Here is a 16,161-nt window from a genome sequence, read left to right on the forward strand (position 1 = left end):
TATTCACAGCATAGCAGGCAACACAAGTATCAATCTTTTTGGTCCTGCTTATAATGCTCAATCGATGGCAAATACGCTCGATTATTTAAGTGATGGCAAGCAAACCTCTGTCGGTTTAGAAAACCACGCATATGATTTTGTTGGTGTAAAGTTTGGTGGAAATCCTGCTACTTTTGATCAGATCCCTTCAGGGAGTAGTCCTGGGAACGAGGCATGGAGAATATTTACGACTTATCCTACTGTCCATGCTTGTTATGGTCATGCGGATAAAGGCTGTAGATATTCTTATGGGGATTCTTATAAGCATCGCCAAACAATATATTCAATTAAATCAGGGAGCAAGAAATGAAACACATCTTAAAACTATTAAGCGGGCTCATTCCCTTGAGTATAGCTGGATGTGGTATTGAAAACATCGATAGGCCTCCTCCAGGATATCTCAGCATGTAGGAGAAGCCCGGAGCAGACTTTACCGAGGTAGGAAAAGCCCTCTTAGAATGTGGCATGCCAACGCCTTATGGTGAAGATTCAGAAAACAGAAAGCTTAGTGTTAATGAGGATGCAACAATTTATGCTTGCATGATTCAATCAGGATTTCGCTATAAAGATGAACATGAGGGAGGGTGGTGTTATACTTTTAAAGAGAAAAACTTACCCATTTGTCGTCCAGGTGCTGTTATTCCCAAGCGCAGTGTCAAGAAGCGCTTAAACAGCCCGTTTTGTACAAAGCATCCAGAACAACCTGAATGCAAACCTTAAGTGCTGTTGGTAATGATCAACAATCCCCACAGCCATGTGTCCTCTTGCTTGTGCGGGATTGTTCCTTTCATTTCATTAAAGCTGGAAAAAGAAAGCAGCATTTACAAAAAGGTTCTGATGGCAAGGTGCATGTCTCCTTTAATGGCATCTTTACACCACCAGAGGAAGCTGCTGTTTATGCAGTGCAACATGCCAAGGATAAAAATGTACCGCTTTATTTTGTTGTATTCCCAGAAGCCGATTCTGCCATCTCAGAACTTTTGGTAGCAGGTTATCAGAAGTTTCTGGAAAATAACTTTTGGGGTCTGACCAATTCCACACAAGAAGCAAAAGATCTGATGTATGGTTATGGACTTAGAGGGTTAGAACTTTATGGACATAGTCGCGGTGGGATGACATTAGGAAATATGCTGAATTCTTTCAAACAAGAAGGTGTGCACGGGATAGCTAACAAAAACACGGATATCAATTTCTATGGACCAGCCTTTAATGGTTTGTCTGCAGCCGGTCTTATAAGTTATGTGAGTGATGGCCAACAAACCACAGTAGGCTTTGATGGGCATAAATATGACTTTGTCAGCAGAGTGATTGGCGGCAATGATTATACCTATGGGACAGCACCTGCTGGCAGTAATTGGTGGAAAGAAGCATGGAAAATGTTCACAGATCCTTATAATCCTCATACGTGTCTTGGAGATGCGGGTGATACGTGTAGGGCACGCTATGGCACATCTCATCGTGAACAAAGACCTTTAAGTAAATCAAGGAGTAAAAAATGAAACAAATCTTAAGATTATTGAGTTGCACAGCATTATTAGTTATAATTGGATGTCAGTTTAATAAACCTCCTCCAGGATACTTCATGGTGTGGGAGAAATCAGGAGCAAATCAGCTTGAAGTAAAAAAAGCCCTCTTAGAATGTGGCATGCCAGCTCCTTATGATGTATTTCCAGAAAACAGAAATTTAAGTAACAATGCAATAGGAACCATTGAAGCTTGCATGATTCAAGCAGGTTTCCGTGATAAAGTGGGGGGCGGGACTATGTGTGAAAATCATAAAGCCGAAAACTTGCCGATTTGTCGTCCAGGCGCAGTCATTCCACAGCGCAGTGTCAAGAAGCGCTTAAACAGCCCGTTTTGTAAAAAACATCCAGAACAATATGAATGCTATCCTTAAATCTTGCTGTTGATGGAAAGTACAATCCCCACAGCATGTGTTCGCATGTCTATGGGGGGTGTTCCTTCCATTTCCATTTTAGCATTGTTTGTGGAGCAATATGACAACAAGGAATACACTTACTAATTCTATAATGTTGCGTTACAGAACGGATTTTGCTATTCATTCTTTGAGTGAAAATGGGAAACCTTGTCCGTCCTTACGTGACAAGGTTTTCTTTTATGCGACGTCGTTATAACGTTGCTGTTTCGCTTGCTCTATGACATTCAAAAGATCCGATTGTAACCAACGGGATAAAAAGCCGAATTTTAAAGGCTTTGGTAAAGAGCCATTGGTGACATGACGGCGGAATGTTGAGACACTCATATGAAGCAATTTTGCACTTTCACGGTCAGTTAAAAGAATATCGTTTTCTGTCATTATAATTTCCTTTCAAGAGTAAAAAATGGGAACAAATCATAAGTATTTATTAACCATATTTTTGAATTATTGGAAAGGTATTTAGTCTATAAAAAACAGTATTTTATTATACATTTTCTGATGTGATAATTTATGAGCTTAATTGAGATGATATGAGAGAAGAGAGAGCAAGTTATCCACAGATAATGGGGTTATGCACCCCATATCTTAAGATTGACCTGTGACATAAGCCGCCCATTTATCCATATAGATACGACGCTGTTCTAAATAATCAGTCCGACGATAGGCGCGCTCTACTTTACCCCCGACGGTATGACTTAAAATGGTTTCAGCGACCTCATAGGGGGCATCGGTTGTTTCAGCAAGCCAATCGCGTAAACTAGAACGAAAGCCATGGGGGCAAGCTTTTACTCCAATCTGTTGCATATATTGTGACATACAGCGTGCAGCAAGGGGACCCCGACCTGTTGCAGAAAAAAAGAAATCATTGCGAGATAAAAGGCGCGCTTGTTTTAAAATTTCTAATGCTTCAGAAGATAAAGGGACGCGAAATTCTGTTGTAGCATCACGCCTTCCTTTCATATTTTCAGCAGGAATAGTCCATATATTACCATCAATTTGATCTTTATGAATATGGCGTATAGGATTTGTACGAACGCCTGTAAGGATAAGCAAACGTAAAGCCAGTTGTGTTAGGGTTGATGCTTCACAAAGTGTTTTATAAAAAGCCGGAACCTTTCTCCAATCCATAGCTGGAAAATTTTGCGTTTTATAACGTTGCTTGCCTAAGAGAGCACGTGCTTTTTCTGTTGCTTGTAAATCAACATCCAATCCTAATGCAGCCGCATGTTTGAGACAAAGATTAAGACGTATTAATGCTTTCTCTGCTGTTGCAGCTTTTGTATGCCAAATAGGGGCAAGCGTGTTGCGTATCTCTGTTTGGGTAATCTCAGAAACCGGCAGACAGCCTAATTTGGGAAGAATATGCAGTTTTAAAGGTGCAAACCAGATTCCGTCTTTTCCATCCCCTTTTAATTCAGCTTTACGACTTTCAAAAGCATCTAGAGCAATGTCCTTTAAGTAATGGAGATTGGTTATTGCTTCACGCTTTTGTTTATTGCGCTCTTTAATAGGGTCACGACCCTCACGAAGAATAGAACGCCACCCCGTTGCCAATTCACGGGCTTGTTTTAAAGAGACATCTCTTAAAGCCCCCAATCCCATTTCGCGACGGCGCCCGTGAATGGTATAACGGTAAATCCATTGAGCGCCACCATCTTTACGCTTATGAAGAAGCAAGCCGGCACCATCATTATATTTACCAGCCCCCAATGTTGCGACAGCCCTTGCATTAAGACGGTTCATAAGAGCCATTTTTAGTCCTTTCTTATACAAATTTGATCCACACACTCATCCCGCTTGTTATGTGCAAATGAGTGGTTTTGATTGATTCAAGATAAGCAAGTTTGAAATGAGAGAATCTTACGTTATTCGAGACTCTCACTCAACATGCAAAACAGTGAAATATCATTATAAATCAACGCTTTGTCGTGTGAGTGAGAAGTTTCAACAGCAGCAGCAAATGGCACAACAATCCCAGCAGATGAATCCAGAGCAGGAAATGAAGTTGCAAGAAAAGCAGCAGGATATTGCCGCCAAAGCCCAGATGCAGCAGATGGATTTGCAAGGAAAGCAGATTGAATTGTTCATGCGTCAAAAGAGAGCAGAGTTAGAAGCGGAATTGATGCAGCAACGCCATGAGCTTGAACGCCAGCGCATACTCAATGAACAAACGCAACATCAAATCATGCGGGAGCGAGCAGCAACATATCGAGGAAGAAGCATTTAAGAGAGGTAAAAGAATGGATGCACAAATGAATGAAGGACTAAATGAAGATTATGCACAAGAACCAGCTGTTTATGATGATGAGAGCTCTTTTGAGAGTGATCATGATCGAGGAGTGGTTGACAGTGATGATGTAGCGTCTTCAGATCCGGTTGGAGCAGAACCGGTTCATGAGCCTTCAGAGATTACAATCTCCAGTATAGAACAGCAACGTGCTGAAGAACAAGCAAAGTCCGCCCGTGAAGCGCTTTCTAAGTTTTATGAAGCGCCATCACAGATCTCCAAAGTTGATGGAAAAGGAGCCCCACCCGATCCTAGTCAAGATATTATTGGTTATATGGCGTGGATGGGAGAGAAACTTCAAGAGCAAGATGCGTTTATTCGTGCCCAGCAGGACGCCCACAGGCAGGCATTTGAACAGCAACAGCATGATATGCATCTTAATCAGTTTTTAGAAAACTCCGTTACGTCTGTAAAAGGGAAGTACAGTGATTTTGATGCAGCTGCGAATTTTCTTTATGAGACGCGTGCGAAGCAGTTGAATGCATGGTCAAGCGTTTATCCAGATTATGCCAATAAGAGCACGATAGAGGCGATTATAGGGGATGAGTTGCGTACGATTGTAGCGACGTGTGCACAAAGAAATCTCAATCCGGCAGAAGAGCTTTATAAGATAGCCCAAAACTGCGGTTATCAGAACCAAGTCGTACAAGCTCATCATCAAGTTGCAGCGCTTGAGAGTCGTCAGAATTCTGCGAGGACGTTAACAGCCTCTGGTGGAGGGGGAAGTGTTGGTCCGATGACCAAAGAGGCTCTTGCCAATATGTCAGAGAAAGAATTTGATGTTTGGATATCTAATCCGAAGAATGAAGCGCGTTTTTACGAAATCATGGGTGCAAATCCAGATTAGGCAACAGATATTAACAGCATAATCCGCTTTTGATGCGGGTTTTCCACCGGCTTAAAGCCGGTTTTTTTTACAGCAAAGAAAGGTGAAATCAAAAATGGCAACAACACATATTATGACCCATGATCCGCAAGCGGTGAAACTGTGGTCACAAAAATTAAGCAATGAAGTTTTAAAAGCAACGAAAATAGCCCCGTTGATAGGGAAAAGCTCGAACAGTATAATCCAGCTTTACAACGAAACCCATAAGAGTGCAGGGGATAGCATTACATTTAGCCTGCTTGTGAATTTGTTTGGGGATGGTGTCACACAGGGAGAAACCTTAGAGGGGAATGAAGAAGCGCTTCAATTTATGAATGATAGGTTGGTTATTAACGAGCTCTTACATGCAGCACGTGTCGCCAATGATGACTCGATTGATCAACAGAGAATTCTACCGAATTTACGCAAGAAAGCCAAAGAAGGCTTGGTTCGCTGGTATGCCAATCGTTTAAGCATCATGTTCTTTCTTCAAGTATGCGGTTATACAGCAAGCACTCTCAGTGTTGATGGTCGAGAAGTCTATATTAAGCCGGTTCATTATGGTTTTAATCCGATTATGGCGCCAAGCAGTGAACGGATTATCCGTCCTGATGGCAAAACCAAGGATGAAGATCTCAACGATAAAGCCAAACATAGCTTTAGTTTAAAATTGATTGATGAAGCGGTAAAACAAGCCAAACTAGCTAATCCGCAAATCACTCCGGTCCATGTCAACGGTGATGATGTATATGTTTTGTATTTGCACCCAACCCAAGTGATGCAATTGCGTACCAATACAGCCGCTGGTGAATGGTTAGATATCCAAAAATCTGTTTATGCAACGTCTCGTGCGAAGAACCCCATCTTTGATGGTTCGCTTGGCATGTATAATGGTGTTGTTTTACGTGAGGCAATTCATGTCACCCACGGTGTTAAATCCACCGATAATACAGCGGTAAAAAGTGTACGTCGTGCGGTGTTCTTAGGAGCCCAAAGTGCAGTGATAGGTTTTGGGAAAAATCACAGTGCAACGCATTATACTCTTAAGGAAGAATATTTTGATTATGAACGTGAATTTGGTGTTGCCGCCAAAACGCTAATAGGCATGAAGAAAACCCGTTTCCAAATGCCAGGTAGTGCACAGACAGCGCAAGATTTTGGAACGATTGTTATCCCCACCTACAGCGGTGAAGCAGCATAATTATTAAGAAGGAAAAAAGAGATGGCAGATCATTTACCAGCCCCATTGCAGGGCAGAAATCTTCACACCCAACAGGTGAGTTTCTTACGATTGAATATCTCACATAAAGATAAGCATCTTACAGAGAAAATAGGGATCTTACCTCGTGGAGCTGTCATTACGTCGATAAAAGCCTTTGTGAAGACAGCGTTTCCAGATGCGAAATTGAAGATAGGGAACACTTATGGGGGGAGCGAATACAGTGAGAAAGAGATCAAGACCCAAAGCGTACAGGACTTTACGCCAACAGATCAAAAGGCTTTTGTTGGAGATGATAAGGAGACTACCCTTTACGCAACCCGTGATAAAACCACTGCAGCAGGCGAGTGTGTTGTGGTTGTGCAGTTCGTGAGCAATCACTGAAATGAAGGGGAGAGATTTATCAACTCCCCCCTCAATTTATGAAGTAGAAGATTGTACAGAGAGTTGCAAATTAAGGGCAGATAATACAGCGACTAAGGTAGAAAGCTTGGGGTCGCCCGTTTTGCTTAAGGAGCGGTATAATCCACTGCGTTCGCGATTGGTTTCTTTTGCTAAAGCACTCATATTTTGAGCACGAGCAACAAGACCAAGGGCATCGGCAATATAAGCTGCATCTCCCGTTTTAAAGGCTTCATTTAAAAAGGTTTCTTGAGCTTCTGGTGTTGTGAGATGTTTTTCAAAGTTAAAGGTTTTCAATTTCATTTTTAAGATCCTCTAAAAGAGATAGGGCTTTGTGAATATCATTGGATTGTGTGGATTTGTCTCCACCACAAAGCAATATAATGATTTTATCGCCTTTTTGGGCAAAATAAATTCTGTAACCAGCCCCATAGTGGATACGTAATTCTCCTATGCCATGAAAGAATTTAACATCACCGAAAAGTCCTGAACGAATTCTACGAAGTCTTTCAAGAATTATAGTGGAAGCTTTTCTATCTTTAAGCTTTTCTAACCATCTATCGAATTCATCTGTTGTTTTTATTATCGCTACCATATGAGCACTGTAGTGCACATGATGTATCATGTCAAGTCAGTTTCCATTTTTATGTTTCATAGAAAGGTGTTGTGATGGCACGCCATTATATTAGGGTAAGGACGGGAGGACCGATACAAGATCACCAAGATGTTTTTCGTCACAGAGGAACGCTTGCACATCTTGTATCGGTCATTCAAGATATTATCATAAAAAACACAATAAAGTCAATATGTTGCGTTCAATTATTTTATATGAATCCACTTAAGAATCCATCTTTTTATGCATGATTCATTTGACCATTTTTTATAGAAGATTGCCATGTATGAATAGACCATAAAAAGCAAATCATGATGTAAATATTATAACGCATGTGTGCATTCAAATGAAATGAAAAGCAGCTATCATTCATAACAGTTCATAAATTTTATGATACGTTTTTATCATTCAAAAATCGCATGCGTTTAGAGAATGGTATGAGTTTTGCTCTTTTTTGAGCGAAACCTTAAAAGGAAAATAATCGTTTAAAATTTTTATAAGCTTATAAGTGTAATTCATTAAGGGTGTATAAAAAGACAAAATCGCTTTTAAAGCGCTTACTAAAAATTTAGAAAATGATAGGCAGTCATTATACAAACATATCATCACAACAGTTATGAAATTCAAAACGTTATATCTTATGATGCGAAAACCTTTTAATGAATATGGTTTATAGTGAGTTTTAAATGATGGAACTCTATTCGCTTCCACAAAAAAATGGAGGCGAATAATGCCGTAGAAGTAGAATACTATATACCTTAGACATGGTAATAAAAAACGTTTTAAAGACTATAGTTTAAAAATACGAAACCAAATGGGGTCAATCCAAATTTGGAGGCACCTATTGAAACAAAGATAAGCAAGCAAAATTCAAAACCATTATAATGTCATAAGGCATGAGATTTTTCTAAATTTTGAGTCAAAAGTTACCCTGTTTAAAGAATGCTCTCTTTTAAAGATAACGAGCTCGAATTTGAGCTGGTTAATGTGCAAAGAAATTAGGTTTTAATGAAAAGTAAAAATACGCTTATAAGAACCTTTTTAAGGAAACGTTTAAACATTTGAAACTGATGTTTTATAACAGCTATAAACTTAGTTATCATTTGCTCTTAAGAACGTTTCATTGTTTCATTTACGAAAAAACAAAGATCTAGATTTTACAGCAGAGCAAATAGAGCAAATCTTGAAACCCTTAAATTCTATAAAAACGTTTGTTTATTTGTCTTATGAAAAGCTACTTTTAAAAACCAATGCGTATAAATAGAAAAACGGGTTTTGTTATAGACATTTCACTTAATAGGCATTTCTCTTGATAGATTTTAAAGAGGCATTTTGATCATGTGCTTTATTTCAAATGACTTCCTTCAAATAGGAGGGCGTTTTATTGATACGTTTTGTATATATGCATTTATTACGCCATTGTGGATGATTATTAGATCATTAGAAACGTGATGAGAAAGCCGCGTCATATTACTTGATACGGCTTTCTTTTTTAGAGTTCTCTCTTTTATGATACGTTTTAAGGAATGTATCTTATGATGCGTTTATAGCTGTAAGAAGGCGCCCCCCCCGCCGTTCTTTATTCTGTTTCATCAACAATCTTGACAAGGTTATCGCTTTCATAAACCTCATAATTTATAGGAACTTTCCTTACTTTGCTTCTCTTGGTTAATTTCGCATTGCCATAAGCGCGACCCCAGACCTTCGTATAGAATAAAACCTTGGCATTGCCAAAAACAGAGCCATAAATTTCAGCACAACCGCCCACCAAAGCACCGCCATAGACCTTGCCATAAATTTGGGCACGACCATTAATAAAGGCATAATTATAAACCTCAGCATAGCTATGAATATGAGCCGAGCCAGCAACAATGGCACGACCATAGACCCTTGCATAACCCAAAACCGTAGCATCATAAGAAACATGCGCATAATCATAAACATGAGCATCAGCAAAAACGCGGGCGCCCCCACTCACATGGGCATACCCATAAACATTGCCATAAACATGAGCATTGCCATAGACACAAGCATGGTCATAAACTTTTGCATATTGAGAGATGAAAGCCTTGCCATAGATTTCACAATTCCCATAGACTTGACCACAGATTTGAGAAAAATGACGTATTTTTGCATTGTCAGAAACGCGGGCATGACCATAGACACAAGCTTTATCATAAACCCAGCAATTGCCCTCATGGGATAGATTAGCTTCCTTTTCAATAAAGCCCCCTAAATCCCCCGTCTTAACATCATCAAAATCTTTTAAAGCCCGAATGCGATAAAGATTGATAGTTTTTCTAGTCAGAGCATGTTTAATTTTTTTGCTTCCTCTAGTTAATTCGTATTTTTTGCACATAAGAATACCTCACACAATTGAATGTGTTAAACATTTGCTAAAATTTGGAATGGAAAATTTGAAAGAGGGGCGCCCCCGCACCGCACGCCCATGCCTTCAATTATGCTGCTTTATTTTTGCTTTGTTCACTACCATCAGTATCATTACAAATTTTTTGCTTGCCATGAATTACAGCGTTGCCAGAGATTTTTACATTCTCAGTTCTAGCCCAGCCATCAGTAGAGGGCTTGCTATAAACTACCGCATTATCACAAACCCGTGCATTGCCAAAAACCTCTACATTCTCAGAAATAGTAGCTCTATCAGAAATACAAGCATTATCATAAATCTTAGCACCCCCATAAATACAAGCCGACCCTGATATTTTTGCATTGCCATAAATCTTGCCACTCACATGAGCACTACCAGAAACTTGTGCATTATCAGAAACACAAGCAAGAAAAGAGAGTTGTGCATTTTCGCAAACAACAGCATTGTCACTAACAACACCATTTACCATTGCGTTATCACAAATTTTTGCATTTTTAAAAATCTTCGCATTATAAAAAACCTGAGCATTATCCATAATCACAGCGTTGCCAGATACTTTAGAACTTCTATAAACACATGCATTATTACGCACTTGTACATTGTCAGAAACAAAGGAATCTGTAGCAACCATGGCATTATCGTACACCCAGCAATTGCCCTCATGAGAAAGGTTGCTTTCCTTTTCAATAAAGCCACCAAGGTCACCAGCCTTGACATCAGCAAAGTCTCTTAATGCCTTAATGCGATAAAGTCTTATAATCTTTTTAATCACGTTATCTTTAATTTCTGTGCTTTCATTAGTAAGTTCATATTTTTTAGATACAGTTATAGCAGCCATAGGTCACTCCCTAAGTTTATATTCGTTAAATTTTAAAATGAGATGTTTTAAAGAAAGGCGCCCCCGCACCGCCCGCGCTTTTATTTATGCAGCATCATTTTCATATTCGCTGTTATCATCATCATTATCATAATAGCCTTCAAAATCAGCATAATATTCATGACGATAATAATCATCTTCACTCCCAAACTCAGGATATGCATCATCATCAATATCTTCATTAGCAGTTAAAGAAGCATTGCTATGTATATAAGAATTTCCAGAGATAAGAGCATCACAAACAATCGCATCATCAAAAACACGCGATTCATCACAAATGTAAGCAGAGCCACTTATTTTGGCATTGCCACCGACATGAGCATCATCACAAATGACAGCATTATCGGAAATATGAGCATGATCAGTGACACGGGCGTTATCATAAATTTGTGCATTGCCTTCAATTATAACGGCGTTGCTAGCATGTGCATTGCCAGAAAGCTTTGCATTGTCTTTTAATGTCATTCCTTCAAAAATAGCATTTCCATAAATTTGTGCATTGCCATAAACGTCTACAAAAAAGCTTTTTACTTTAGCATTTCCGAAGACGCGTGCATTTTGAAAGACACGGGCTTTATTATACACCCAGCAATTGCCCTCATGCGAGAGGTTATCTTCATTTTCAATATAGCCACCTAAATCGCCTTTTTTGACATCTCCAAAATCTCTTAAGGCTCTAATGCGAGTTAAGAAATGACCATCGATATATTCACAATCATCAATAAATTCGTATTTTGGAGATCTTTTTTCTGTATTAACAATAGAATTCATTTTTACACCTATTCGTTAAATTGTTTTGAAATTGACACCCTATAAGGGCATCGGGTGCTCAAAACACGGCGAATAGTCCGTTGTTACGCTTTCCCCATAAAAGGGTATTGTATGGCGTAACTACACCCGATATAAATCATTATATGCTTGTTAAAGCATAAAAGACAATCAGTATTTTACAAGGCATGGGAAAGGCTGTTTCGTAACCTATCCGCTATTCGCAAGTGTTTTGATCACTTGATTATTTATATAACAAAATACGTATTTATTGTCAATTAATATTTTATCTTTTTTGATATTTTTTTGTATTTTTTAAATGCATTATGTGTATATATTTGTCATATGCTTATTAATTGCTTCTTTTGTATTATATGCTTTTAAAGCTATATTATAGGCGTTATAAAACGATTGCGTTATTTTCTGAATCTATACATTTATAATATTGAGAAGCGCTCTCATGATGCGTATTTTTAGTTTTATGATGTATCTATTTTTCACTAAATGGTTTTTAAAGATTTCTGTTAATTTCTTTTATAACACATTTGCAACTTAATAGCTTTTATAGGGACTATCTTTGTAGCCAATGCTTTCATTTGCGTTGTAATTATGAAAGCCTGCTGTTTTTATATATTCTCTATAGCTGTTATATTCTTATAGCTCTTATAGCCATGGCATTATTTTTTATTTTCATAAGAGAAACGATAAATAGGATAATTGCGATTTGTAGCTTGTTATGAAAACATCTAAAGAGAGATTGATAACTATAGAGATTAGCAAAATCGCTTTTAATAGACTTTTGTCAATCTTGTCAGTTGTTTCTAGATCCTCTATTATTTTTTTCAAATGAGAGAAAATTAAAAACATTATATTTCAATATGTTAAGTTTTATCTCTTTTTCAAAATACAACTTATTAAAAAAGCCATAACAAATAAATACAACTGTAAATGTATATTTGTCAGTTTGTGTCTGTAAATTGAACTGACAAAAGTGATCATTTTAGTGAGTGATTAAAACGTGCTTTATGAAAGAAGCATGTGATCTCTTAAAGCCTTTCAAAAGACAGTTATAATCATAAGCTATGCTATCAAGGCTCTTATGGTTATGAGTTTTAGAGGTTTTGGGGGTTTTGGGGGTTTTGGGGGTTCTTTTTACCCATTATCATTTTATTTTTTTAATCCAAAATAAAAGTTGTTATATTTCAATAAGTTAATGTTTCAAATAAACAACCTATATTAAATACAACACATAAATACAATCTTTAATATATATTTAAGAGGGTTTTGTAGGGGTTTTGGGGGTTTTTAAAACAGACAAAACCTATAAGCAAAATGAAGATACAAAACTCTCTTTAAAGAGGTTTTTTGAAAGCTATAAAGCTATCATTTGAGATTACGGTATAATCTCTTAAAGGCAATGTAAAAAAATCTAATTCACTTTAAGAGTGGATTTCTTATAAGTCTTAAAGCAATCCAAATGACAGTGTTTAAAAGTGCAAATGATTTCTTTTTAGAAGAACGCATATAAACGTTCCTTTTAAGATTGTATGTAAGCAATTTATATATGTAAGCAATTTATAAAAGGGGTATAAAACCTATAGTTATAAGACCTTATACCCTTTGTGAATTTATCATACCCATCATGTGAACATGGCAAGTCTATTCAGTTTCTCTAATTTCTAATTTGGGTAGGTTCTTAACAATTTTCATTGTCTCTAAACTTACAGTAATAACCCTTTGGAATAACTCCAATGGATAAGCAGGGTTTCCAACGGTCTCAACAGCATAGCGATTGGCATCATTCACAATACCACTCTTTTTATCAGTCTTAACACATTGACGCCCCATAACCCATTCAAGAGCAGGCTTGCCATTCACTATATATTCATAAGCTTCAAGAGGAATATCTGTTATTGTGATATTGCTGTTGTAAAAAACAGTCGATTTATCTTTTTCCTTACTATTCCCAGAAAATCTCATTTCAGTCACGTAATAGAATTCTTTAGGATTAGAGATCTCTGTCTGTTTTGGATTGCCTTTTTTAAAGGTCACAGGATAAGGTTCTACATCTTCATAATTTACGTGCAAATGCCCCAGTTCACGTCCTGCTGTAACAAACATCCAAAAATCATCAGCAGTTTTTACACAAGGAATGCGAGGCAATTCTTTAGAAAGGTTATCAGCATAGCGAGTACGATAATCTTCTGAGTGTAAAAGACCGTAAACGTAATAAAACAAATCATCTTTAGTGATAATCTCATTAGGATAAGCCGCTTTAAAATGTGCTAATCCCTCATCCGTAATAGCATCACGCCTCTGTAAACCAACATTTTCACTTTCTTCTGTAGAGTTTGTAAATAAATGGGGTTGTTTCTTATTTTTTGAAGTTTCAACATTTTCGTAAAAATATCTTGGAAAGCATTGACCTTTTTCTATTGCATCTAAATTAGGCAAAGTCTTAGTCATTAATACAGAAAAGCCACACCTTGCTCCTATACCGGTAGCTTGAATCACTTTATTTTCGACCACCTGTTCTATAGGAAATATATATGGTATTTTGGATACTGCTTCATTGAGCATGCGACTATAATAGAGCCATTGCTGTGTGAAAGGACGATAAAGACTTTGAATAAGGCATGCATTTTCAAACTCAAAAATCTTTCCGCTAGTTAAATATTGCTTAAGATTAAGACTCCAACTGATTTTTTTAGCATCAGAACTTACGAAATTGTCTACAGCATTAATACGCATTTTTCGGTCAGAATGTGCACAAGCATCATTAAAACGTTTTACTTCATGATTATAGAAAGTAATCATATTATTCATGTTTTCAGCTAAAACGTCAAGACTGGAATTATAAGCCCAAGCGTCACGATTGGTTGAAATACCAAGTGAAAACATTTCAAAAAGCTTTTTATTATTACCCTTCTTATTACCTATAGCTAAAAATGTTTCAAAACTATTATCACGTTTATTAATCCAATCACCATGTTCATCTGGTGTAATGATTTGCCAGCTAGATTTATTTTTGATGCCATCAATACTACCAAAATACTCGAGAGTTGTCAGTTTTTCTTTTGTCGTGAGATTATTACCAATGTCATGATAGTAAATTTTACAATCTCCAGAAACATTAGGATTTTTGATAAACAATGTGACAGCAATACCCGTCATGCTTCCATTACCAAAAATATTCTCACCTTCTTGAGCTCTTCCATTGCTTAACATATTTTTACGAATGTCCCCCCGTAAATTAAATGCATAAATACTGGTAAATTCTTTGGCTAAAGATTTTCGTAAACCATCCATTGTCGACTTTTCTATGTAACCAGAACCAGAAACAAAGCCTATAATCCCAGCATTATCAATACGGTCACTTGCCCAGCGAATAGCGCGGATATAATTATCATACAGATTTCGTATAAGACTTGCATTTGATTGAGCAGCATAAGTTTTACGAATACGGTTATCTAAGATTGGATAAGGATTATTCTTTGCATTGTCATTAGCACTTTTTTGTCCTACAGAATAAGGGGGATTTCCAAAAATAACTTTGATATTTAGATTTTTCTGATGTTCTAAATATTCACTGTTTTCTTTAAATAATTTTTGTAGCAGACTTTCTTTTTCAAGCATTTGAAACGTATCGGTTAAACCAATATGCTTGAATGGTATATAATCTCCTTTCATAAGACTATGATAGGTCGATTCAATGTTAATCGCTGCTATGTAATACGCTAAGAGAACAATCTCATTGGCATGGATATCATGACGGAACTTATATTCCATATCCTCTGGTTTTATGAGATTGGATTGTAAAAGCCGTGTAATAAAGGTACCCGTTCCAGTAAAAGGGTCAAGAATAGAAACACCACGTGATCCTAGGCTTTTTCCAAATTCATTGCGTAAAACCTCATCAACGGAATGAATGATAAAATCCACAACCTCAACGGGGGTGTAAACAATCCCAAGCCTATCGGTGGTTTTCTTAAATGCCTTGGTAAAGAAATCTTCATATAGCTTGATAATAAGGTTTTGTCTTGCTTGGGGGGAGGTAATCCCAGAGGCACGGAATTTCACACTGTCATAAAACTCTTGTAATTCTTGAGAGACCTCTTCAATATTGGTTTTATCCAACTCAGCTAAGATCTTTTCCATGGCTTGTGAGATAGCATTGTTTTGCACAAATTCATTGCCCTCAAACAAGGCTTCAAACACGGGACGCGTGACAAGATGTTGTCCTAACATCTCAAGAGCTTCCTCTTGTTTGATTTCACTGTTTAAGTTGTTTTTGAGTTCTTTATAAAACCCATCAAAGGCGTGATAGGCTTCACTGGTTTCATCGGATAGGATATCTTTAAGACGATTGATATGGTTTTGTGCAATCTCAGCAACATTGCCAGCCCATATGCCCCAATAATCTGCAAGGGTAAATTTCTTAGCCAAAAGAGTTTTAAGGGCATTGGGAAACTCTTTATAAAAGGGTAATCTCATTTGCCCTTTATAATTATGACGAGGTTCATAGGCTGCTTTTCCAATCTCAAGCCCTGCGCTTTCTGGTTTCTCATAAACATAGATTTTATCTTCAACCGTGGTCATACTCTTTAAGGCAACAATCTCTAAAGTATGACTGACATCTTGATCTAAAATCATCTGGTTAAGGGTTACTTCAAAGTTCTCATCATGGGAAAGCAAAGCATTGATCACTTGCCAGACAACACTGTATCTCTTGTTGTATTTTAAAGCCTCTTCAGCAGAAACCC

The 16,161-nt window shown here is 37.5% G+C and carries 13 protein-coding genes and 3 pseudogenes; 8 read left to right on the forward strand and 8 right to left on the reverse strand.

Annotated features, from left to right (window positions below; all coding sequences use genetic code 11):
• The 4 genes and pseudogenes from PVV64_RS08890 to PVV64_RS08905 form a co-directional block, all read left to right on the forward strand.
• A pseudogene (locus PVV64_RS08890) lies at positions 1-349 on the forward strand (filamentous hemagglutinin); the annotation flags it as partial.
• Positions 346-759 (forward strand): annotated as a pseudogene (locus PVV64_RS08895) (hypothetical protein). The pseudogenes PVV64_RS08890 and PVV64_RS08895, both read left to right, overlap by 4 nt.
• Positions 747-1,538, forward strand: coding sequence for a filamentous hemagglutinin (locus PVV64_RS08900; RefSeq protein ID WP_273760675.1), 792 nt, complete (start codon positions 747-749; stop codon positions 1,536-1,538). The pseudogene PVV64_RS08895 and the gene PVV64_RS08900 overlap by 13 nt, the downstream one beginning before the upstream one ends.
• Complete coding sequence (locus PVV64_RS08905) at positions 1,535-1,936, forward strand: hypothetical protein (RefSeq protein ID WP_273760676.1); 402 nt, start codon at positions 1,535-1,537, stop codon at positions 1,934-1,936. The genes PVV64_RS08900 and PVV64_RS08905 overlap by 4 nt, the downstream gene beginning before the upstream one ends.
• Positions 1,937-2,155: 219 nt before the next feature.
• Here the strand turns inward: PVV64_RS08905 and PVV64_RS08910 are convergent, their stop codons facing one another.
• Both PVV64_RS08910 and PVV64_RS08915 read right to left on the reverse strand, forming a co-directional pair.
• A complete protein-coding gene (locus PVV64_RS08910; RefSeq protein WP_007347430.1) occupies positions 2,156-2,356 on the reverse strand; it encodes an AlpA family transcriptional regulator in 201 nt (66 codons plus the stop codon).
• Positions 2,357-2,563: 207 nt separating this feature from the next.
• The gene (locus PVV64_RS08915) at positions 2,564-3,730 is read right to left on the reverse strand and encodes a site-specific integrase (protein ID WP_273760677.1); all 1,167 of its coding nucleotides are present in this window, start codon (positions 3,728-3,730) and stop codon (positions 2,564-2,566) included.
• A 163-nt stretch (positions 3,731-3,893) separates the two neighbouring features.
• Between PVV64_RS08915 and PVV64_RS08920 the strand changes: the two are divergent.
• The 4 genes and pseudogenes from PVV64_RS08920 to PVV64_RS08935 form a co-directional block, all read left to right on the forward strand.
• A pseudogene (locus PVV64_RS08920) lies at positions 3,894-4,205 on the forward strand (phage portal protein); the annotation flags it as partial.
• A gap of 13 nt (positions 4,206-4,218) precedes the next feature.
• Complete coding sequence (locus tag PVV64_RS08925) at positions 4,219-5,112, forward strand: hypothetical protein (protein ID WP_273760678.1); 894 nt, start codon at positions 4,219-4,221, stop codon at positions 5,110-5,112.
• A 94-nt stretch (positions 5,113-5,206) separates the two neighbouring features.
• Positions 5,207-6,331 carry a N4-gp56 family major capsid protein gene (locus PVV64_RS08930; RefSeq protein ID WP_273760679.1) on the forward strand — a complete coding sequence of 375 codons (1,125 nt, stop codon included), beginning with the start codon at positions 5,207-5,209 and terminating at the stop codon, positions 6,329-6,331.
• Between the two features lie 21 nt (positions 6,332-6,352).
• Entirely contained in the window at positions 6,353-6,733 is a 381-nt protein-coding gene (locus tag PVV64_RS08935; protein ID WP_273760680.1) for a hypothetical protein, read from the forward strand.
• Between the two features lie 36 nt (positions 6,734-6,769).
• Here PVV64_RS08935 and PVV64_RS08940 read toward each other — a convergent pair whose 3' ends face one another.
• From PVV64_RS08940 to PVV64_RS08965, 6 genes are all read right to left on the reverse strand, one after another.
• Positions 6,770-7,054, reverse strand: a complete 285-nt coding sequence (locus PVV64_RS08940; protein ID WP_273760681.1) for an addiction module antidote protein — start codon at positions 7,052-7,054, stop codon at positions 6,770-6,772.
• Entirely contained in the window at positions 7,035-7,346 is a 312-nt protein-coding gene (locus PVV64_RS08945) for a type II toxin-antitoxin system RelE/ParE family toxin (RefSeq protein WP_273760686.1), read from the reverse strand. Before PVV64_RS08945 ends, PVV64_RS08940 begins: the two co-directional genes overlap by 20 nt.
• Positions 7,347-8,943: 1,597 nt before the next feature.
• Positions 8,944-9,723, reverse strand: coding sequence for a hypothetical protein (locus tag PVV64_RS08950; RefSeq protein WP_273760682.1), 780 nt, complete (start codon positions 9,721-9,723; stop codon positions 8,944-8,946).
• Positions 9,724-9,823: 100 nt separating this feature from the next.
• The gene (locus tag PVV64_RS08955; RefSeq protein ID WP_273760683.1) at positions 9,824-10,591 is read right to left on the reverse strand and encodes a hypothetical protein; all 768 of its coding nucleotides are present in this window, start codon (positions 10,589-10,591) and stop codon (positions 9,824-9,826) included.
• 84 nt (positions 10,592-10,675) lie between these two features.
• The gene (locus PVV64_RS08960; RefSeq protein ID WP_273760684.1) at positions 10,676-11,401 is read right to left on the reverse strand and encodes a hypothetical protein; all 726 of its coding nucleotides are present in this window, start codon (positions 11,399-11,401) and stop codon (positions 10,676-10,678) included.
• 1,656 nt (positions 11,402-13,057) lie between these two features.
• On the reverse strand, positions 13,058-16,161 hold a 3,104-nt coding region (locus tag PVV64_RS08965), incomplete at its 5' end, for a type ISP restriction/modification enzyme (protein ID WP_273760685.1).

The organism is Bartonella sp. ML70XJBT.G (assembly GCF_028618575.1).
Taxonomy (GTDB): Bacteria; Pseudomonadota; Alphaproteobacteria; order Rhizobiales; family Rhizobiaceae; genus Bartonella.